The following is a 19,641-nucleotide window of genomic DNA, read 5'->3' as shown; positions in this document are numbered from 1 at the left end:
ACGTGAAACACTGGTTTTATAGGCTTTCGCTCAGACGTCGGCTATGGATTGCCTTTTTACTGCTGACTTTAATATCTATCGCCTTGACCGGACTGATGTCCTACTGGATTGCTTACAGCTCAACAGAAAAGGAAGCCTTCCTCTCCAGCCAGAACACATTGAATAAATCGGCGCGTGTGCTCGATGAAAAGCTGCGTCATACGATTGTAGCGACCTCCTCCATGATGCTTAGCGATGAATTCAAGCAGGCGATGAATGATGTGTACGATCACCGAACATCGGCCTACTATAGACAGTTGTCTTCCCTACAGATACCGCTTGCGCAAATGAAGCTGAGTGAGCCATCGATTCAATCGATTTTAATCTATACGCCGATGGGTGATCTGTTCGCGACGAATGACCTTCGCAATAGCCAGGTCCCTTTTAAGAGCACAATATTTTCGAAGTATTTGGAAAGCACGGATCGCGCCTTGTGGATCGAAGGACATGAAGATCCTTTATTTCTCGGTAATAAAAGAGTGATCTCCTTATTGATGAAATCGATCTCCGAAGTTAATGTACAGGACGTATTTATTGTCGTTAATTTAAAGGAAGATGCCATCCGCAAAGCGATTACCGATGATTTGCTTGACCATTCGGACAATTATTTTCTCGTTTCGCGCAGCGGCGGTAAGGTACTGCCGATGGCATCCACAATGGAAACGTTTCAGAATGACCCGGAATTTATGAAGCCTATGCAGGAGCAGGAACGGGGATTTTTCAAATACTCCAAGGGAAACGAGCCTTATTTGGTCAATTATGCGCGTCTGACGCTTACGCAGGATTGGCTGCTGGTCAGTGTGCAAAAGCAATCGGATTTGCTGTATCAAGTGAATCGCATCAAAACAGCCACGCTGTTCATCATGGCCTGCTGCGCGGTGCTGGCCCTGCTGCTCTCCAATCTGATGTCAGGCTTCTTGCTGAAGCCGCTGCATAAGCTTCAAGGTCTTATGAAGAAGGTCGAGCATAACCAGCTTGATGTTCGCTTTGAGAGTAAGTACGAGGATGAGGTTACACAGGTCGGGTTGAAATTCAACCGCATGCTGGAGCAAATATCGAAGCTGATTGACGATGTGAAGGATGCCGAGAACGAGAAAAGAAAGATGGAGATTAAAGCGCTGCAGGCGCAGATTGATCCGCATTTCTTGTACAATACGCTCAATACAATCGTCTGGAAATCGGAAACAGCGCAGAATAAGGATGTTACCGATATGATTGTTTCCCTCTCCTTGCTGTTCCAGCTTGGTCTTAATGGGGGCAACGAGATGACGACCTTAGCGAAGGAGATCGACCATGTACGGCAATATTTGAGCCTGCAGCAAAAATGCTACGAAGGCTTGTTCGATTATAACATTATGATCGAGGATGATTCGCTGCTTGATATACCGATATTGAAAATCATTTTGCAGCCGCTGGTGGAGAATTCGATCCTGCATGGCTTTCAGGAAATGGACGTTGATGGACAAATTATGATTACAATCCGACGTCTGGATTCAAATTGGCTCGAGCTGCGAGTGGAGGACAATGGTTCCGGCATGGATGCCCGGCAAGTTGACGAGGATATGCGGCAGGAGCAGACGTTTAAGAAGGGCTATGCGCTGCGCAATGTATTTGGACGTCTGCGACTGCAATACGATAGCAGAGCCGATATTGAATTATCGAGCATTCCGTACCGTTCAACCGTAATTACCTTAACGATTCCATTGGAAAGTGAGTGACGATCAAAAGTGAACAGTGAGCTTAGAATGTGTGTGATAGATGACATCAAGACGGTTGTTGATGGTATCGCCAATCAAATTCCCTGGAGTCTGCATGGGATTCGTGTGGTGGGCTCGGCCAGCAACGGCGAGAAGGGTATTGAGCTCATACGTGAAACAAAGCCTCATATCGTGCTGACGGATATCCGCATGCCGCGAATGAATGGGCTGGATATGACACGTTGGGTATTAAGCGAATTTCCTCGTACCAAAATCGTTTTCCTAAGTGGATATACCGATTTTGACTATGCGCAGCAGGCCATTCAGCTTGGCGCTTTTGATTATATATTGAAGCCCTTCACACCACAAAAAATTATTGATGCCGTTCTCAAAGCCAAAGCGTCGATCGAAGAGGAACTTGGAAGCCAGCAGCGGTTTCATGAGATGGAGCGCAAGCTGAGGGAGAGTTTACCTTATTTGCGGCAGGAATATTTTCAGCTTCTGCTGCAGTTTCCCACTACGCCGGAACAGGCCGCCAAGCGTTGGGATTTTCTCAATATTGCACTCGAACGTGAGCAATTCGTTGTTATGCTTACGGAAATTGACCAGTTTGCCGAGCTGACTCATAAGCTTCCTGTGCAAGAGGTCGAGCTGATTCGGTTCACCCTGCACAATATTCTGGAGGAGACGATTGGCAATGTAACGAAAGGATTTGTGTTTCGGGATCATTCGCACCGGTTCGTTGCTGTGTTCAATTCGCCTGATTCCGGGAGTGCCGAGAGGCTGGCCGAGCAGTGCCGTGAAAATATCGAAAGCTATTCCAGATATACGGTATCTCTCGGTCTGGGGGAAAACGTACACCATATTCATGAAATTTCTTATTCGTATACTCAGGCAATGACCGCACTATCCTATAATTTTTATACCGGTGGCAACAGTGTATATGGCTACCAGCATGTGGATCATCAAACGGCACCGCGCTTTTCAACGGAAAAGGAAAAGGAGCTGTTCTATTGCCTGCGTTCGGGCAATCTGCACAAAGCGCAGGAGCTTGTAGACGAATTGTTCGATGAAACCGTATCTGTGCCTGTGCCTTATGCTCCAGAGGCTGTAAAGGTCATGTACGACGAGCTTGCCTTTATGATGAATCGGGTATTTGCAGAAAAGCTGACGACTGAAGAAATGAAGCCGCTGGAGGCGCATCTGCTGCATATTAAGAATTTGCATTCCTACAAGCTGACAGAGCTTAAGGGAGGCATCAACGAGCTGTGCAGAATCGGCTGTGAGGTCATCCAACAAAGGCAGAAAGAAGAAGCCAATCAGGTCGTCGAACAAGTAATCGCTCATATTAGACAGCATCTGGATGTGAACCTGACAGTGAATGATTACGCCAAGCTGGTCTACTTAAGCGGCAGCTACTTTGCCAATCTATTCAAGAAGGTCAGAGGGATGACGGTTGGGCAATTTGTTACGACAGAGCGAATGGAGCGGGCCAAGGCTTTATTGCTGGAAGGCAGGCAGGTTCAGGAAATTGCCCAGGCGCTCGGATATGAGGATCGACCCTATTTCAGTGAGCTATTCAAAAAGCATACAGGGATGACGCCTTCCGAATTCAAGCAGCAATATGCGAATTAATATCGGAGTTATGCATACATCGACCACAATTGCATACAGGTAAGCCAACTATCTCCATGGATTCATGGGGATTATTTGTTGTTCAGCCGACACAAGTTGGCTGTTCACAAGAAACCTATAATGTGGTTAACTTAATAGTGTATGTAATCGGTTGCAAAGTCAGTTTGGGAGAAGGAGGATCGGTCTACCATGCTTAAAGGACAATGGCTGATTGATGGAAAGGGCAGACATCGTGTATTTATACGCTTGCTTATTCCGTATATTCTCTTTTTAATATTGCCTATGATCGTCGGCTGGATCATCTATCAAAAGACGATTGAAACGATGGAAAAGGAAGTTACTGCCAATCATATGAATGTGCTTGAGCAGAGCAAGGATATACTGGAGCGAAGACTAGAGGAAATTTCCTCCATCGCCCAACAGTTGTCGGTAGATACTCGCATCATCCAATTTCAGCCGGTGATCGATCCGTTTGAGGGAACCAATACTTATCGTGTTCTGGATACCAACAAAAGCTTGTATAACTATAAGCTGTCCAACAATTTTATTTTTAATTACTACGTTCTGTTTAAAAACAGTGGTCTTGTACTGACCCCGGGCTCAAGCTATTCGATCAAGGAATTTTATGAGAATATAGCAAAGTACAGCCGACTTGATTACACAAACTGGAACAAGCTGATGTTCGATCAATATTTTACACGTAAATATATTCCTTCCCAGGAGGTTATGGTGAACAATACCCCCTATACGATGCTGACGTACATCCAATCGCTGGGCTATCCGGGAAACCCGCAGGGTGCAATCGCTGTGATGATCGATAACAGGGAGCTGCAAAAGCTGTTCCACGGACTGGATATCTCCGGTGACGGTTGGGCTTATATAGTCGACGATCAGGGGCAATTAATCAGCTCATTGTCTGCGGATGCCGTTCCACTCCCAGTCGATATCGCCAAACTGTCAGGCTCTCGGGGCGTCGTAGAGCAAACGATAGACAAGAAACCGATGATGATCACTTACGTGAAATCAGCCTCAAATGGATGGACGTATCTGGTGGGGCAGCCCACGCATATGGTGCTGGAGAAGGTTCGTTATATTCAGAAAATTACGTTATCCCTGACGTTTCTGTTTCTAGTCATCGGGGTCATTATCGCTTATTTGCTGGCGTATCGGAACAGTAAGCCGCTTCGTAATATTGTCAATATGATCATGGAAAAGGCGGACGTCAGTCCCCAGCATAGGGATGCCTATGGCTTGATCGGAGAAACGGTATCGGGCTTGATCAACAATAATCACAGGCTGAAATCGGAAATCGAGCAGCAGGCCCCACTGCTTCGCGCGGCGTATTTTCAAAGACTGTTGAACGGGGAGTTTCTGTCGGTACATGATGCGAATGCGCTTCTGAAGCATGTAGGAATGGATGTAACGGGGATGAGCTATGTAGTTGCCATCCTGCATTTGCGGGGGCTGGACAACGGCTACAGCGGAGATCTTCTGGAAGAGCTGGATATGAAGCGTGTTTTGACCAAAGAAATGCTGCGCAAGACGATGGAGCATAACGGTTTTGTCTATGATGTCGCTGAGGACCAGCTTGCTGTGCTGTTTTGCTGCAATCAATCCCAGTCGCTGCGGGTTAAGGCGCATATTGAGAGCAATCTTCTGGAAGCGGATGAAGCGGTTGGTGATCTGTTGAAATATGTCCCCATCTATGGGATTGGGGCGATTCATGACAGCCTTACAGGCGTATCCAGATCGTACGAGCAAGCAAGGCAAGCACTCAGTTTTCAACTATGGCAAAATCGCGAAGGGATTTTATGGTTCGACGAATTGCCGGATGATCGCAACAATTATTATTTTCCATCCGATTTGGAGGGCCGGTTAATGAATTTGGCCAAGGCCGGTGACAGGGTGGAGGTCAAGCGTATACTGGAGGATTTGTATCGAGAAAATTTTGAAATCCGGCGTCTTTCCTTTTCGGTCATGCAGCTCTTTCTATATGAAGTCTGGGGGAGCATCGTGAAGCTTCTGCCGCAAATGGAGCTGGCTCAGGAACAGGTTTTTCATCAGATGAAGCCATTGAGCAGCGAAACGCCTTCTTACGAGCATATGAAGAACAATTATGCCTCTGTTATATCCACCTATGAGTGGATCTGCGATAGCGTGAATGCGCATAAGAAAAGCCAAAATATACAGCTGGTCGATCATATTATCACGATCCTGAACAAGGACTATATGCAGGATGATCTGAGTCTGGATGTAGTTGCGGATCGAATACCGATTTCCAAGGTATATTTATCACAGTTTTTTAAAGAGCAAACCGGTATCAATTTTTCCGATTACCTGGAGAGCGTGCGAATGGATCATGCCAAGACGTTGCTGCTTGAATCCAGATTGACCATTAACGATATTGCTGCGAATGTCGGATACAGCTCGTCCAATACATTTTGCAGGGCATTCAAACGCCTTCATGGTGTCAGCGCTACCGCTTATAAGAAATCGCAAACCGGCTAAAATACGGGGTTATACAAGCGTTTTCTAAAATATTGCACACCAGGAATAGCAATGCACATTGCTATTCTTAACTATCGCACAAAAAGAAAGCGTTTTCGGATATACATTTGTTCTCCTGAGCCTTATGTTGGAATTACGAATAATGAAAGGGGGAACAACGATCATGAAAGTGGCAGCCGCTACCAAGACGAGAGCACAAGCGAAGATAGAGCCACTGTCCGCTCGGAGGCGCATACAGAAATGCTGGCAATTGTATGTACTACTGGCGCTTCCGTTGATTTACATTTTGGTATTCAGGTATTATCCGATGTACGGAGCGACGATTGCATTTAAGGATTACACAGCTTTCAAAGGAATTAATGGTAGTGAATGGGTGGGCTTCAAGCACTTCATCCGGTTCTTCAATTCGTATGAATTTGGCAAGCTCATGACCAACACATTAATTATTAGCTTGTACAGCCTGATTGCGGGAATCCCTTTTCCGATCATTCTGGCCTTGTCGCTTAATTATGTGAAGAATCAGTTTTTCAAAAAATCGGTCCAAATGATCACTTATGCACCTCATTTTATTTCAATCGTGGTTATGGTAGGAATTATTCTGGAGCTGCTCGATCCCCGAAATGGACTCGTGAATGTGATGCTGCGAACGCTTGGCTTTGAATCGGTCCATTTTATTGCCAAACCCGAATACTTCAGTTCGATCTATGTATGGTCTGGTCTATGGCAAAATGTTGGTTTCTCCTGCATCATTTATTTGGCGGCCTTGTCAGGTGTAGATCCTTCGCTGCATGAAGCGGCGGTTATGGATGGGGCTAACAAATTCAAACGGATGCTGCATATTGATCTGCCCAGCATTCTTCCGGTGATGATCATTTTGCTCATTTTGAACACAGGGCATATTCTGGATTTGGGCTTTGAAAAGGTGCTGTTGATGCAAAATGCGCTGAATGCACGGACCTCCGAGGTTATCGATACTTACGTGTATAAGGTGGGGCTTGCCTCGCAAGCTATGAATTATTCGTATTCCACGGCGATCAACCTGTTCAAGTCTGTCATCGGTCTCGTTCTACTCATCACGGTCAACCAAATTGCCAAGAAAGCCAAGCAGGAAAGCCTATGGTAAGGGCAGCGAGAGGAGGTAACAACTGTGGAAACTACGAATATCAGGGAAACGAATACGGATCGATGGTTTAACATCGGCAATTATGTCATTCTATCGCTGTTTTTAATTACGGTTTTATACCCGTTAGTATTCATTGTAAGCGCATCCTTTAGCAGTCCAGGTGCCGTAATTGCCGGAAAAGTATGGTTATGGCCGGTAGATCCGACCTTGGATGGCTATGCAGCCGTATTCAAGCACAAGCTGATCTGGAGCTCATTTCGTAATTCTGTCATTTATACAGTAGTAGGAACCTTGATTAATGTATCCTTGACGATTATGGCAGCGTACCCGTTAGCCAGACGGGATTTGTATGGGAAAAATGTGATCATGCTGCTGCTCGTATTCACGACGATGTTTAGCGGTGGCTTGATTCCAAACTACCTGCTCGTTAAGGACCTGAATATGTTGAATACGATGTGGGCGATGATTTTACCTACAGCTATGGGCGTATTTAATGTGATTATTGCCCGTACTTACTTCAGGACAACGATTCCTGATGAAGTGCTGGAAGCCGCGCAGTTGGATGGCTGTAATGATTTTAAATTTGTCTGGAAAATTGTTATTCCGTTATCTGGACCAATTATAGCGGTTATCACCCTGTATTCGGCTGTTGGCTATTGGAATCAATATTTTAATGCGTTGATTTATTTGAAGTCGCCTGCGTTGTTTCCGCTGCAGCTCGTGCTCAGGGAAATCCTCGTGCAAAATGAAGTCGATGCAAGTATGATGTCCAATTTGGCCGACGAAGCAAACCGCGAAGGCTTGCGAACCTTGCTCAAATATTCGCTGATTGTCGTATCTTCACTGCCTCTGATGATCGCTTATCCCTTTGTGCAAAAGCATTTCGTAAAAGGGGTCATGATTGGATCACTTAAGGGGTAGGTTGATAGCCTAACTGGAATAGAATAAAGGGGTTTGGGTTCATACAAAAAAGGGAGGTACTACAATGAAAAAGTTATGGATAGGCAGTTTGAGCTTGGCAATCGCAGCGGTTGCTGTGTTGAGCGGATGCACAGATAAGGCAGCAGGGCCCCAACAAGACAATGCGGCAACTGCAGCGAAAATAAATCCGGCAGGACAATTCCCGATCATGAAAGAAAAAACAACACTTAAGGTGCTGGTTAAAGGCAGTTCGTTCGTTGAGGATTTTGCAACCAATGAATATACGAAGTTTCTCGAAGAGAAAACCAACATTCATATCGAATGGGATATAGCACCTGAGAAGTCAGCGATAGAAAAGTTGAATTTGGTGCTGGGCAGCGGAGATTTGCCTGATGTGATCATGGGCTTTGATATTAGCCCCACACAGCAGTTGATATACGGAAATACTGGGGAATTTCTTGATTTGACCAAATATATCGATCAATATGGTACAGAAACGAAGAAAATGTTCGAGAAGCTTCCTTATGTGAAAGAAGCTATTACGGCGCCGGGCGGTAAAATCTTTGGACTGCCGCAGGTGAATGAATGTTTCCACTGCTCCATGTCACAAAAAACGTGGATTTACAAGCCGTGGCTGGACAAATTAGGGTTGCAGGTACCGACTACGACGGACGAATTCTACAATGTGCTTAAGGCGTTCAAAACCCAGGACCCGAACGGGAACGGAAAAGCAGATGAAATTCCGCTGGCAGGTGCGGCTGTAGGTCCGAATGTTAATATTGATTCTTTTATTATGAATGCTTTCATCCTTAACCCAAGTATCATTAACGGTAGTGAAAAACGGTTGTTTATCAATAATGGAAAAGTCACAGTAGCATTTGACAAACCGGAATTTAAAGACGGCTTGGAGTACCTGCACAAGCTGTATGCAGAGGGACTGATTGCTCCGCAATCGTTCACCCAGGACCGAGATCAAGCGAAGCAAATGGGCGAGAATCCGGGAACCGTCATATTAGGGGCGGCTGTAGCCCAGCATGATGGTATATTTACCGATTCAAGTAAGGGTAATGTGGGAAGATGGTTGGACTATGTTGCCGTTCCAGCGTTAAAAGGGCCAAAAGGTGTTCAGGTAGCTCCATTAAACAACAGTGTGAACCAAGGTAGACTAGTTATAACCAAAGCAAGTAAAAATCCCGAAGCTGCTTTCCGCTGGGCGGACTTGATGTACGATCAGGAAATGACACTGCGTAATACGGAAGGTCGCCCGAATGTTGAATGGAAATTAGCGGATCCGGGAGAGGTTGGAATCAACGGGAAACCGGCTATTTGGAAGTATACGGATGTGAAGCTGTCGACGGTACAAAATGTGAAATGGTCGCAAACCGGTCCATCTTTGCGTACGAATGATTTCCGTTTGGGCCTGGTCCCTGACCCGAAACTCCCGCAGGAATCTATTCTATACAATGAAACGAAAACCAAGTATGAACCTTATAAGCAAAAAGATGATACCGTTCTTCCACAGCTTTTCTTTACCAATGAGCAGGCAACAGAGCTAGCTGATTTGGATAAGACCATCAATGATCATGTCAAAGAAATGATCGCGCGATTCATTATCGGAGATGCCAAATTGGATAAAGACTGGGACGGTTACCTGAAAAATCTGGATAATATGAAGTTGAAGCGGTACCTGGAAATTTATCAGGCTGCCTATGATGCAAAGAAAACTAAGAAGTAAGGTTTCGATAATTTTGTGAAAAAGAGGCAGTCCCTCAGGTCATTCATCTGACCAAGGGACTGCCTTTGCAAATTCCTATTGCTGCTTCTCGGGTATTTCCGGGATGACTTTGGGACTGATTTCAGGAGCTGGCTGTGGTGTTGATGGTATCTCCGGGATCAAATCCGGTTTAATTTCGGGTGGAGTTTTCGGTGTTATATCCGGAATGGGTTTCGGATTAATCTCTGGTGGTTGGTTCGGATTGATTTCTGCATTCATGCTGAACACCTCCCTCATAGTTATTATTAAACAAAAAAGCTTTTTTTAAATAATTGTAAATATGATTTGCAATTTATAAATCTATATGCTATTATAAGTGAGCGTTGCAGGTCCGTAGCTCAGTTGGTAGAGCAGTTGACTCTTAATCATCTGGTCGTGGGTTCGAGTCCCACCGGGCCTATACTTTTATAATTACATATAAACTGCTGATCCAGCAGTTTCATAGTGCGAGAAAATAACCCTCTGTCATCACTTTAATGTGAGATGGAGGGTTATTTTTTATCGTAATACTATGTTGCTTTTTAGATTATATAGGGTTCTGCTATGGGGCTTAGTCTCAAAGTAAAATCTGAGACTGGCCCCCAGCAGACCGTTGTTAAATGGATAAAGGACTTGCCTGTAATTCTGCCGTGTATTCCCGCAGCACTTTGCCAAGCCTTGCTATTCCCTTGATGATCCGTTCCTCCGTCATGTTGGAATAATTGAGGCGCAGCGTATTCTCATGGCCACCATTCGGGTAGAAGCTGCCGCCAGGTACGAATGCAACATTGTGATCCAGGCAGCGTACGAGCAAGTCACGAGCGTTAAGCTCAGGTGCCAGCTCCAGCCAGGTGAATAAGCCACCGGAAGGAATATTGAAACGGACATCGGCAGGCATTTCACGACGAAGTGCTTCCATCATCGTGTCACGACGCTTGCGGTAAACCTCTACGATTTTGACGATTTGTTCACCCAGATCGTACGTTTCCAGATAGGCATCGAGCTGCCGTTGGCTAATCGTTGACGCTTGAAGGTCGGCTCCCTGCTTCAGCAGCACTAATTTGGGTATAATAGCGGAATCAGCTGCTGTCCAGCCCATGCGCAGGCCCGGGCAGAAGGTTTTGGAGAAGGTTCCCAAGTGAAGAACACGACCTTCGGTATCCAATGATTGCAGGGAAGGGATAGGTTCGCCCTCAAAACGCAGCTCACCATATGGATTATCCTCAATAATAACCAGATCGAATTCATTGGCAAGCTTGATGAGTTCTTGTCTTCTGGCTAGTGTCCAGGACCGTCCGGTCGGATTTTGAAAATCCGGAATGACATAAATAAGCTTGGCCCGCTGTGTAGTCTGCAGAAGCTCCCTTAATTGAGCGATATCCATGCCTTCGTGATCAGTAGGAACCTCGACGAATTCAGGACCATAAGCACGAAAGGCCTGAATAGCTCCAAGGTAAGAGGGGCTTTCACAGAAAATGACATCGCCTTCGTCGAGGAAAGCTTTTCCTGCCAGATCGATTCCTTGCTGGGAGCCGCTCGTAATGAGAATATTGTCAGCCGTCCAAGCCGTACCCAGTGTGCGGTTCATCCGAAGTGCAATTTTGTCCCGTAAAGGTCGATAGCCTTCAGTGGTCGCATATTGCAGCGCTTCTTTACCGTTCTCCTCTAGTACTTTTACGGCGATCAGCTGCAGCTCTCTAATAGGAAATAACTCAGGATCTGGAAGGCCTCCGGCAAACGAAATGACCTCAGGTCTTTCTGTCAGCTTTAATATCTCTCTGATTTCTGATGCTTTTAATTGGTCCATACGTTTAGCGAATCTTGAAAAGGCCATGGGGTCCATCCTCCTTGGAATAGGTGTTAAATAATAGGATCTAATCCTTCTGTTCGGTTGCCTGTTTGATGGTATCGACGAGCATCCATCGTGTCGTGCACGGCTAAGACAAATCGGCGAATGCCTTCATCGATGGAGTCCTCCTCGGCACATGAAAAGTTAAGGCGAACATAGGCCGTCTGCGGCACTTGGGCAAAGAACGGGTTGCCTGGCAAATAATCGACACCACGATCGGCTGCACGAAGCATCAACTCATTGGCATTCAGTCCGGCTGGCATCCGGCACCAGATGAATACGCCGCCTTCAGGCTCCTGCCAAGTCATACCTGGTACCTCATATTTATGAAGTGCTGCGACCATAAGCTGCTTACGCCGATGATAACGATTTCGCATATCGTTCAGATGCTCCTCCAGCAGCCCGCTGCGAATCATTCTCTCCATCAGAAACTGTGAGAGTGTGCTCGTATGCAGATCAGCCATTTGCTTGGCAATAGCCAGTTGACGAATGACAGACTTGGGAGCACTTAGCCACCCCATACGTAATCCAGAGCCTATAAGCTTGGAAAAGGTACTGAGATAGATGACATGATCATGGCGGTCCATGGCATGGATAGGTGGAACATGATGGCCGGAATAACGCAGATCACAATAAGGGTCATCCTCGACGATGATCGTCTTGTAGCGATAAGCCAGCTCAAGCAGACGTTCCCTGACATCCTGATTCATCACCAAACCCGATGGATTCTGGAAGGTAGGCAGGACATAGATCAGCTTCGGATGATACTTGGCTAACATGGACTCCAGAATATCAAGTCTCATCTGTCCGTCGGTATCTGCAGGTATTCCCATTAATCTTGCTCCGGCTGAACGAAACGATTGCATAGCGCTGAAATAACTGGGTTCTTCAACAAATATGATATCACCCGGATCGATGAATACTCGGGTAAGCAAATCAATACCTTGCTGAGAGCCGGACAGTATGAGCACTTCCTCGGCAGCGGCATGAATCCCACGCTTCTCCATCCACATACATATCGCCTCACGTAGTGAATGAATACCTTCCGTAGCGGTATGCTTCCATAACGAATCGCTTTTCTCCTGCATGAGCAATTGCAGCTGCTCTCTGAGCTTGACCGTCAGTTTAGGCCCAGGGTCTGGCAGCGCAACACTGAAGGAAATGGAGTCATTGCGCTTGGAAAGAGACAGCAGATCACGAATTAACGGGTCACCTGCTGAGAACGATCGTTCACTGAATAACTGCCGCCATGGAGGCGTACTATAGCCGGGAAGCTGGGTGGAGGCAGCAGGTGCATCCGCAGAGTTCAATGGAAGTACGACGGTTCCTTTGCCAACAAAGGATTCGATCAAACCTTCGGACTTCAATTCAACGTATGCGTTTAATACGGTACTGCGATTCACTCCTAATTGCTCGGCCAGCTTTCGCTCGGGTAGGAGACGGTAGCCGGCTGGCAGCTCACCATTGAATATAGCTTCACGTATTTGCTGCGTAATTTGCATATAAATCGGTATGGAAAGCTCTCGTGAAATAATAATATTCATAGATAGCACTCCAATGGTGATCAATTGGTTGGTGATAGGATCAATAATCACGTGTATTTTTTTATTTTACCACGAAATGAACAGATGAAAACAACCAATTGGCACGTATATAGACCAGCCAATTTTTACTATTGACCCTAACGTAACGTGATAGCTTATGATCATCTCAGGAGGTGAAGCGAGGGTATGGCTTACAGGGTAAAGGAAGTTGCAGAGCTTGTGAATATCAGTGTACGGACTCTGCATCATTATGATGAAATCGGCTTGCTTGCACCCGGGTCCATCAATCAGGCAGGTTATCGGTTGTACACGGATAGAGAGCTGGAAAGGCTTCAACAGATCTTGTTTTTCCGGGAAATCGGTTTTTCGCTGCAGGAAATCAAGGTCATACTGGATGATCCTGGATTCGATCGTACCCAGGCATTGTTAGCTCATAAGGAGCTGTTGCTGGAAAAAAAGAAGCGGTTGGAGCGCATCATCGATACGGTGAATCAAAGTATACAATCGGCACAAGGAGGCATGGAGATGAGTAACAAAGATAAGTTCGAGGGCTTTGACCAAAGTGCTATCGAGCAGCACAAAAAGAAGTATGCAGCTGAGGCGAGACAAAGATATGGTCATGAAGCAGTTGAAGCGGTTGAGAAGCGGACAGATAGCTATACGAAAGAGGATTGGGCGAACATCACAGAGAAGAACGACAAGATCCATACCCGGATCGCTGCAGCTATGCATCGCGGTACGGATGATCCCGAGGTGCAGGTGGCCGTGGGTGATTTAAGACAGCATATTACGAATTACTATTATGACTGTACACCGGAAATTTTTCGTGGACTAGGTGATTTGTACGTAATGGATCGACGTTTCACCGCCAATATTGATAAGCACGGACCTGGCTTGGCTGCATTTCTCAGAGAGGCGATGCATATTTATTGCGACAGACTTGCAGCTGGGAATTGAGTAGCTAATGGGCCTTAAAAGTGCGGTGAATAAGTCTCGCTGCGCGGCCAAATATCCTTCCGATCGCTGTTGTTTCCGTATTTTTTAAATTTTATAAAATATTTAGCGGTAAAAACACGGAAACAAAGGCGAGCGCTGACGCTTCTACAGGACCATTTGGCCGCTCCGCTCGTTATTCACCGAACTTTTAAATAAGACTAAGTATTAATAGCTAGTCTCAAATATGAACGAGGAAGCCTCCAGATCGACGAGTAAAGTCGATCTGGAGGCTTCCATTTCTTCAACTATTCAGCTTTTTTTACATACAGTCTGCTGGTTTCTTCCCAGATCTCACCCGGCTCCAGACCGAACAATCCGATCAGTTCGGGGTCGAGCTCCTGCTTGATATTCGGTGCGTTCACCAGATTGATTTGCGGCTCTGGACAAAAGAAACCTTCCGTCGCTCCGTTGTTCCAGATCATCCATTGCTTGTAGCTGGTGCCGACATCATAGACCAGAGTCAGCTTATTGCGCGTATCGGTAAGCTCCATTCGATTTCTTCCATTTTGTGGAACAGCTGTATAATGATTATCCATCGATTCAAAGAATGGGGACAACCCACCAGCCTTCATGTTATCCTCATCTGCTGTAAGCGCTTGAAACTGACCTGTCGGCAGCATCCGTTGATCCAGCTCCCAGCGTTCGCCAATCGTCATATTGAAGCGATAATCGGATGCCGAGCTGTCCGAAGCGAATGGTGCATTGATTGAGGTATGAAAGGCAAGCAGACGAGGCATCGGCGTGTCGCCGTCATTCCGAATCAGCACATGCTGCGATAAACCATCGCTGCTTAAGGAATAACGAAGCTGAATCGTAAACGCATGCGGGATATATGTATATACAGAATGCCCCTCTGTTACCGTCAAGCTTAAGGTTACCCAGCTCTGTGCTTCATCAGCTCCAAAACCATCCACCTTCCATGGAATATTATGAACAAAGCCGTGAAGATGATTGCCAGTCTTTGGTTCATTGACAGGAAAACGATACACGCTGCCATTCCAATGAAAGTCGCCGTCTTCATAACGATTCGGTGGAAACAGTACAGGGATGCCATGAATGATCGGATTGGCTTTGAAGGCTTCCATCTCATTCTGCTCCGGTTCGTGCAGGAAGCGGTACTGGTTGGCTGTATCGCGAAAGGCAATCAGATTGGCGCCCACACCCGGCAAAACAGCAGCTTCATAATTCGCTGCACGCAGCCATACAGCCGGTTCTTCTTGATACATGCCTTCATGAGCCTGTGCTTGATTGTTCATATTTTCCTCCTGAAATGATAAGAATAATAGCCTATACCCATTATAAGAAAAAGATCTAAAAAAACAAACAAAATGATAATTTTACAGCATGCCAATTGGTCAGAACCCTTTATATAATGAGGGAAAGGAGCTGATAACCATGCTAACCAAAGAAACCTATGACAGCACAACCGCTTATGTGAATACGTATTCGATTCCTTCCGAATTAAAAATCACCGATATTCGATTTGCCGATATTGAGGGTTCCCCGATGCACTGCAGTTTAATTCAGGTATATACCAATCAAGGATTAATCGGTTTTGGCGAAGTGAGGGATGCGGCGGACAAGAACTATGCGTTACTATTAAAATCCCGTTTGCTTGGAGAAAATCCATGCCAGATTGACAAGCTGTTTCGTCGTATCAAGCAATTCGGAGGCCATTCCCGTCAAGGCGGAGGGGTGAGCGGTATCGAAATCGCACTTTGGGATTTGGCAGGAAAAGCGTACGGTATCCCGATTTATCAAATGCTGGGAGGCAAGTTCCGCGATAAAATCCGAATGTATTGTGACACCGATGTGCAAGGCAGAGATACCGGACTGACAATGGGGCAAGCGCTGAAATCACGGATGGAAAAAGGCTATACGTTTTTGAAAATGGATCTGGGCATTAATCAAATTATCCAGGAGCCGGGCACCTTAAGCGCACCTTTGGGCTTCTTTGAAGATATGAAAAAGCTGTCGGACGTATGGGCAAATCGGAAAAATATCGAAATGACGGAAATGGAAATCATCCATGCCCGCAACCGCATGTATGACGCCTACAATGTTGCGCATCCTTTTACCGGCATCCATGTAACTGAAAAAGGGCTCGATATGCTGGAGCAGTATGTGAGCGACGTACGTTCAGTCATCGGCTATGAGGTACCGCTTGCGATTGACCACTTTGGTCATATCGGCGTGGAGGACTGCATCAAACTGGGACGCCGGATCGATAAATATAATTTGGCCTGGATGGAGGATATGATTCCATGGCAGTACACGGATTTATATGCCAGACTGGCGAGATCGGTCACGACACCGATTTGTACCGGGGAGGATATCTATTTGAAGGAAAATTTTAAACCGCTGCTGGAATCCGGTGGAGTTGCGGTGATACATCCGGATCTTCTGACTTCTGGCGGTATACTGGAAACGAAAAAAATCGGCGACATGGCGCAGGATTACGCTGTTGCAATGGCCATTCATATGGCTGAAAGCCCGATTGCATGCTTGGCTGCCGTTCATTGTGCAGCAGCTACGGAAAATTTCCTTGCGCTTGAATTTCATTCCGATCACATATCCTGGTGGGACGATATTGTGATTGGGCGTTCACTGGCCAAACCGTTAATACAAAATGGCTTTATAACCGTACCGGATGCGCCGGGACTTGGTATCGATTCCTTAAATGACGAGGTAATTGCCGAGCATTTGCATGCGAATATACCGGGCTTGTGGGAATCGACGGACGAATGGAACCATTCGTGGTCCAACGATCGTCTCTGGAGCTAAATAAAGACAGGATTCAGAAAAGCGAACCATCGGCGTAGCCGTCATTCGCAATTTCGAATCCTGTCTTTTTGTATGAATCGCACCTCATAGAGGCCTGAGTTATACCTTTAATTCGGCTAGCTGAATTTGCCGTTCGCGCTCTCCCGCAGCTGCAGCCTCCATTAATCCTCTTATATAACCAACTCCGTACAAGCGACCAAGTAATTCATAGCCCGGATTATCATTATTCTCGCCCTCCATCGTCGGGACGTGGTCAGGTCTAGCCGGACCTTGAAAACCAACCTCGTAATAGGTCTTCATAGCTTCGAGCATATCCGTTTTACCGTCATCATGAAACGTTTCCTCGAACTTCTCTGGCGTTCCGCGAACATCACGGAAATGGACGAAAAAGATTTTGTCCTGCGCAGCAAACTTGCGAATCACAGTCGGTATATCCTCACCTGCTGTCGCTAGTGTTCCTTGGCATAACGTAATACCGCTGTATTCGCTCGGCACCAGATCAATAGCTTGCTGCAGCGCATCCGAGCTTCGCAGAATTCGTGACACCCCACGAATCGGAGATATCGGCGGGTCATCGGGATGCAGAGCCAGCCTGACCTTTGCTTTTTCCGCGACAGGTACAATACGTTCCAGATAGTATTTCAAATGTTCCCATAATTGATCCTCACTTACGATACCGGCTTCGGTCAAAGGCGCATTGGCTAATAAGGCATGATCGTAGCCGGAGACCAGCGCACCTCCACGGGTACGGATCGTGGTTGAGGTGCGAAACCAATTGAATTGAGCCATAAAGTTATAGCAGAGCACAGAGATGCCAGCAGCCCCCATATTCGTGATGAACTGGCACATGATATCAATCTCTTCATCTCGTCCTGGCAGGCCAAGCTTGATGCGATTCGTCTCGGGCGCCGATTCAATGACTTGAAGATTGAGTCCAAAATCAGCGAATCTTTGTTTCATTTGCACCAAATTCATATAATCCCATGGTTTCATACCGTGATCTTCCTTGGGTAGAGGACCAACCGCATAATTAACACCCATCTGCTTGGCAAGATGCCAAAGCCTGCTTGGATATCCGGGGAAAAATTCAGCTAATTGAAGCATGAATAGACTGACCTCCTTATAATGAAAACCTGTGCTTTGTTCTGCATGGTCCCACAATACACCGCCCTGTTCTTTTGTAAGAAGCAGGACGGCACAAGGATACACTGGACGGTTTACTTTTTGTTCAGCTTCGCTTCGGTTTCCTTGCCTTTGGCTACGATTTTGTCATAAGCTTGTTCAATCGTTTGTTTTTTGAACATGACCGCTTCCATTTCCGATTTATACAAGCTTGTGAAATCGGACCAGCCTTGAGGAGCTGGATAGAACGGAAGCGCCTTATCCAGTGCATTACCTAACAGATCCTTACCCATCAAATCTTTTTTGCTCAAGGTAGGCTCCAAGGTTTTGTAAATCGCATCGTTGATCGGAACGCCACGAGTCAAACCGAGTGTTTTGCCTACTTCCTGATCGGAGATAAACCATTGAATAAATTTCTTGCCTTCAGCCGCATATTTGGTGGATTTGCTTAAACTGAAGAAGATTGTGGCTTGTGCCCATCCGCCTCCAGCTGGACCTACAGGATTGTTTACTACCGAAATTTTACCCGGGTTGAGTGTCTCCATGACGCCAACAGAACCGACAGTAACACCTCTTGCCATGACACCGGATACCATCGCATCAGCTTTGGGATCATTTTCTTTAAAGGCCGTGGTGGCTTCTGCAGATGGAAGGGTTCCGTCAGCACGCCATTGCTCATGCATTTGTTGAAATTTGAACCAGAGATCTTTATCCAGATTAAATTTGGTTCCATCCTGCATGATCGGTCCTTTGCCATTGGACGTCTGATAGAACTGATACCAATCCCATACGCTTGTATTATCGGTAAACGGATATTTACCTTTAGGCAGCTTGTCATGAGCTTCCTTCATGTAAGTGAAATATTCATCCCATGTCCAATCCTTATGTGGCAGCTTCACGCCAGCCGCCTCCAGCTCCGCTTTGTTGAAGGCGACTCCCGCACCGTTATGACTGAGCGGAATTCCATATAATTTGCCGTCAATCTTGACGTTGTTGACGATTCTTGGATCGACAAGTCCCTTCAGATCGACATCGGACAAATCCATGAGCAAGCCTTTTTTGGCATATTCGTTAATATAAGCTCCGTCCATTTGCAGGATGTCGGTCATGGAATTGGAGGCAGCGAGTGTAGGTAGCTTGGTCCAAAAAGCATCAAACGCCATATATTCGGAAGTGAATTTAATATTTGGATTTTTGGCGGAATACATTTCAAGAGCTTTCAGAGTCGCTTGATGGCGGTCATCCGGTCCCCACCACATGATCCGCAGGTCGGCATTTTTGCCGGCAGCTGGTGCATCCTTGGCCGGAGTACCGGTGCCAGTGGTCTCAACGGTTTTGGAGCAAGCGGTCAGAATCAATGAAAAAGCAAGCACCGCTACAATTATATTTGTCTTTTTATTGGCTTTCATTATACATAACACTCCCTTTGATCATATAGTTGTACAGGCTCCACCCGTTAATCGATCTGCCTGCACAGCGCAGCGTACGCTTCCATAACATGGCTAGCTCATGAATGGATTGCATGCCTTCCGTGAGGCCGATGAACCTGCAGGCTGTTTATCCGACTCGTATCCAACATTGTCGCTTCACGCAGTTGGTTTCTGAAGATTACAACTGCCAGTCTGTCATCCGGGTGCGGCCAACATCCCAGATCGTTCAGTACAAGCTGG

Annotated in this window: 15 protein-coding genes and 1 tRNA gene; 9 read left to right on the top strand and 7 right to left on the bottom strand. The window is 46.2% G+C overall.

The annotated features are described in order from the left end of the window. Positions 1-2: 2 nt before the first annotated feature. The 6 genes from BK127_RS16945 to BK127_RS16920 all read left to right on the top strand — a co-directional run bounded on the left by BK127_RS16945 (position 3) and on the right by BK127_RS16920 (position 9,658). On the top strand, positions 3-1,757 hold the full coding sequence (locus BK127_RS16945; protein WP_076232288.1) for a sensor histidine kinase: 1,755 nt from the start codon (positions 3-5) through the stop codon (positions 1,755-1,757). A gap of 27 nt (positions 1,758-1,784) precedes the next feature. After that, on the top strand, positions 1,785-3,371 hold the full coding sequence (locus BK127_RS16940; RefSeq protein ID WP_076232286.1) for a response regulator transcription factor: 1,587 nt from the start codon (positions 1,785-1,787) through the stop codon (positions 3,369-3,371). Between the two features lie 189 nt (positions 3,372-3,560). Further along, the gene (locus BK127_RS16935; RefSeq protein ID WP_076232284.1) at positions 3,561-5,879 is read left to right on the top strand and encodes a helix-turn-helix domain-containing protein; all 2,319 of its coding nucleotides are present in this window, start codon (positions 3,561-3,563) and stop codon (positions 5,877-5,879) included. Between the two features lie 163 nt (positions 5,880-6,042). Further along, the gene (locus BK127_RS16930) at positions 6,043-7,002 is read left to right on the top strand and encodes an ABC transporter permease (RefSeq protein WP_083689375.1); all 960 of its coding nucleotides are present in this window, start codon (positions 6,043-6,045) and stop codon (positions 7,000-7,002) included. Between the two features lie 24 nt (positions 7,003-7,026). After that, complete coding sequence (locus BK127_RS16925) at positions 7,027-7,923, top strand: carbohydrate ABC transporter permease (protein ID WP_076232282.1); 897 nt, start codon at positions 7,027-7,029, stop codon at positions 7,921-7,923. A gap of 64 nt (positions 7,924-7,987) precedes the next feature. Beyond that, a complete protein-coding gene (locus BK127_RS16920; RefSeq protein WP_076232280.1) occupies positions 7,988-9,658 on the top strand; it encodes an ABC transporter substrate-binding protein in 1,671 nt (556 codons plus the stop codon). Positions 9,659-9,733: 75 nt separating this feature from the next. Here the strand turns inward: BK127_RS16920 and BK127_RS16915 are convergent, their stop codons facing one another. Next, a complete protein-coding gene (locus BK127_RS16915) occupies positions 9,734-9,916 on the bottom strand; it encodes a hypothetical protein (RefSeq protein ID WP_083689374.1) in 183 nt (60 codons plus the stop codon). Positions 9,917-10,024: 108 nt separating this feature from the next. Between BK127_RS16915 and BK127_RS16910 the strand changes: the two genes are divergently transcribed. Then, positions 10,025-10,097, top strand: a tRNA-Lys gene (locus BK127_RS16910). Positions 10,098-10,292: 195 nt separating this feature from the next. Here the strand turns inward: BK127_RS16910 and BK127_RS16905 are convergent. Both BK127_RS16905 and pdxR read right to left on the bottom strand, forming a co-directional pair. Next, positions 10,293-11,510 carry an aminotransferase-like domain-containing protein gene (locus tag BK127_RS16905; RefSeq protein ID WP_076232276.1) on the bottom strand — a complete coding sequence of 406 codons (1,218 nt, stop codon included), beginning with the start codon at positions 11,508-11,510 and terminating at the stop codon, positions 10,293-10,295. Between the two features lie 26 nt (positions 11,511-11,536). Then, entirely contained in the window at positions 11,537-13,069 is a 1,533-nt protein-coding gene (pdxR, locus tag BK127_RS16900) for a MocR-like pyridoxine biosynthesis transcription factor PdxR (protein WP_076232274.1), read from the bottom strand. A 186-nt stretch (positions 13,070-13,255) separates the two neighbouring features. Between pdxR and BK127_RS16895 the strand changes: the two genes are divergently transcribed. Further along, complete coding sequence (locus tag BK127_RS16895) at positions 13,256-14,026, top strand: MerR family transcriptional regulator (RefSeq protein ID WP_076232272.1); 771 nt, start codon at positions 13,256-13,258, stop codon at positions 14,024-14,026. 284 nt (positions 14,027-14,310) lie between these two features. Here BK127_RS16895 and BK127_RS16890 read toward each other — a convergent pair whose 3' ends face one another. Continuing rightward, positions 14,311-15,321: an aldose 1-epimerase gene (locus BK127_RS16890; protein ID WP_076232270.1), complete on the bottom strand. Its 1,011-nt coding sequence runs from the start codon at positions 15,319-15,321 to the stop codon at positions 14,311-14,313. A gap of 139 nt (positions 15,322-15,460) precedes the next feature. Between BK127_RS16890 and BK127_RS16885 the strand changes: the two genes are divergently transcribed. Then, positions 15,461-16,849: a mandelate racemase/muconate lactonizing enzyme family protein gene (locus BK127_RS16885; protein ID WP_076232267.1), complete on the top strand. Its 1,389-nt coding sequence runs from the start codon at positions 15,461-15,463 to the stop codon at positions 16,847-16,849. A 99-nt stretch (positions 16,850-16,948) separates the two neighbouring features. On the opposite strand, the gene BK127_RS16880 is transcribed toward BK127_RS16885, so the two are convergent. From BK127_RS16880 to BK127_RS44815, 3 genes are all read right to left on the bottom strand, one after another. Next, positions 16,949-17,953: a mannonate dehydratase gene (locus BK127_RS16880; protein ID WP_076232265.1), complete on the bottom strand. Its 1,005-nt coding sequence runs from the start codon at positions 17,951-17,953 to the stop codon at positions 16,949-16,951. 113 nt (positions 17,954-18,066) lie between these two features. Next, on the bottom strand, positions 18,067-19,380 hold the full coding sequence (locus BK127_RS16875) for an ABC transporter substrate-binding protein (protein WP_076232263.1): 1,314 nt from the start codon (positions 19,378-19,380) through the stop codon (positions 18,067-18,069). Continuing rightward, positions 19,367-19,495 carry a hypothetical protein gene (locus tag BK127_RS44815; RefSeq protein ID WP_256711347.1) on the bottom strand — a complete coding sequence of 43 codons (129 nt, stop codon included), beginning with the start codon at positions 19,493-19,495 and terminating at the stop codon, positions 19,367-19,369. Before BK127_RS44815 ends, BK127_RS16875 begins: the two co-directional genes overlap by 14 nt. Between the last annotated feature and the right edge of the window lie 146 nt (positions 19,496-19,641).

It is taken from the genome of Paenibacillus sp. FSL H7-0331, from assembly GCF_001956045.1.
This window is presented reverse-complemented; position numbering and strand designations above follow the sequence as displayed.

Excerpts from the sequence above, each read along its gene's own strand:
- BK127_RS16940 (WP_076232286.1), top strand. The coding sequence starts at position 1,785 with ATGTGTGTGATAGATGACATCAAGACGGTTGTTGATGGTATCGCCAAT.
- BK127_RS16905 (WP_076232276.1), bottom strand. The coding sequence starts at position 11,510 with ATGGCCTTTTCAAGATTCGCTAAACGTATGGACCAATTAAAAGCATCA.
- BK127_RS16930 (WP_083689375.1), top strand. The coding sequence starts at position 6,043 with ATGAAAGTGGCAGCCGCTACCAAGACGAGAGCACAAGCGAAGATAGAG.
- BK127_RS44815 (WP_256711347.1), bottom strand. The coding sequence starts at position 19,495 with ATGCAATCCATTCATGAGCTAGCCATGTTATGGAAGCGTACGCTGCGC.
- BK127_RS16885 (WP_076232267.1), top strand. The coding sequence starts at position 15,461 with ATGCTAACCAAAGAAACCTATGACAGCACAACCGCTTATGTGAATACG.
- BK127_RS16890 (WP_076232270.1), bottom strand. The coding sequence starts at position 15,321 with ATGAACAATCAAGCACAGGCTCATGAAGGCATGTATCAAGAAGAACCG.
- BK127_RS16915 (WP_083689374.1), bottom strand. The coding sequence starts at position 9,916 with ATGAATGCAGAAATCAATCCGAACCAACCACCAGAGATTAATCCGAAA.
- BK127_RS16895 (WP_076232272.1), top strand. The coding sequence starts at position 13,256 with ATGGCTTACAGGGTAAAGGAAGTTGCAGAGCTTGTGAATATCAGTGTA.
- BK127_RS16880 (WP_076232265.1), bottom strand. The coding sequence starts at position 17,953 with ATGCTTCAATTAGCTGAATTTTTCCCCGGATATCCAAGCAGGCTTTGG.
- BK127_RS16875 (WP_076232263.1), bottom strand. The coding sequence starts at position 19,380 with ATGAAAGCCAATAAAAAGACAAATATAATTGTAGCGGTGCTTGCTTTT.
- BK127_RS16920 (WP_076232280.1), top strand. The coding sequence starts at position 7,988 with ATGAAAAAGTTATGGATAGGCAGTTTGAGCTTGGCAATCGCAGCGGTT.
- BK127_RS16935 (WP_076232284.1), top strand. The coding sequence starts at position 3,561 with ATGCTTAAAGGACAATGGCTGATTGATGGAAAGGGCAGACATCGTGTA.
- pdxR (WP_076232274.1), bottom strand. The coding sequence starts at position 13,069 with ATGAATATTATTATTTCACGAGAGCTTTCCATACCGATTTATATGCAA.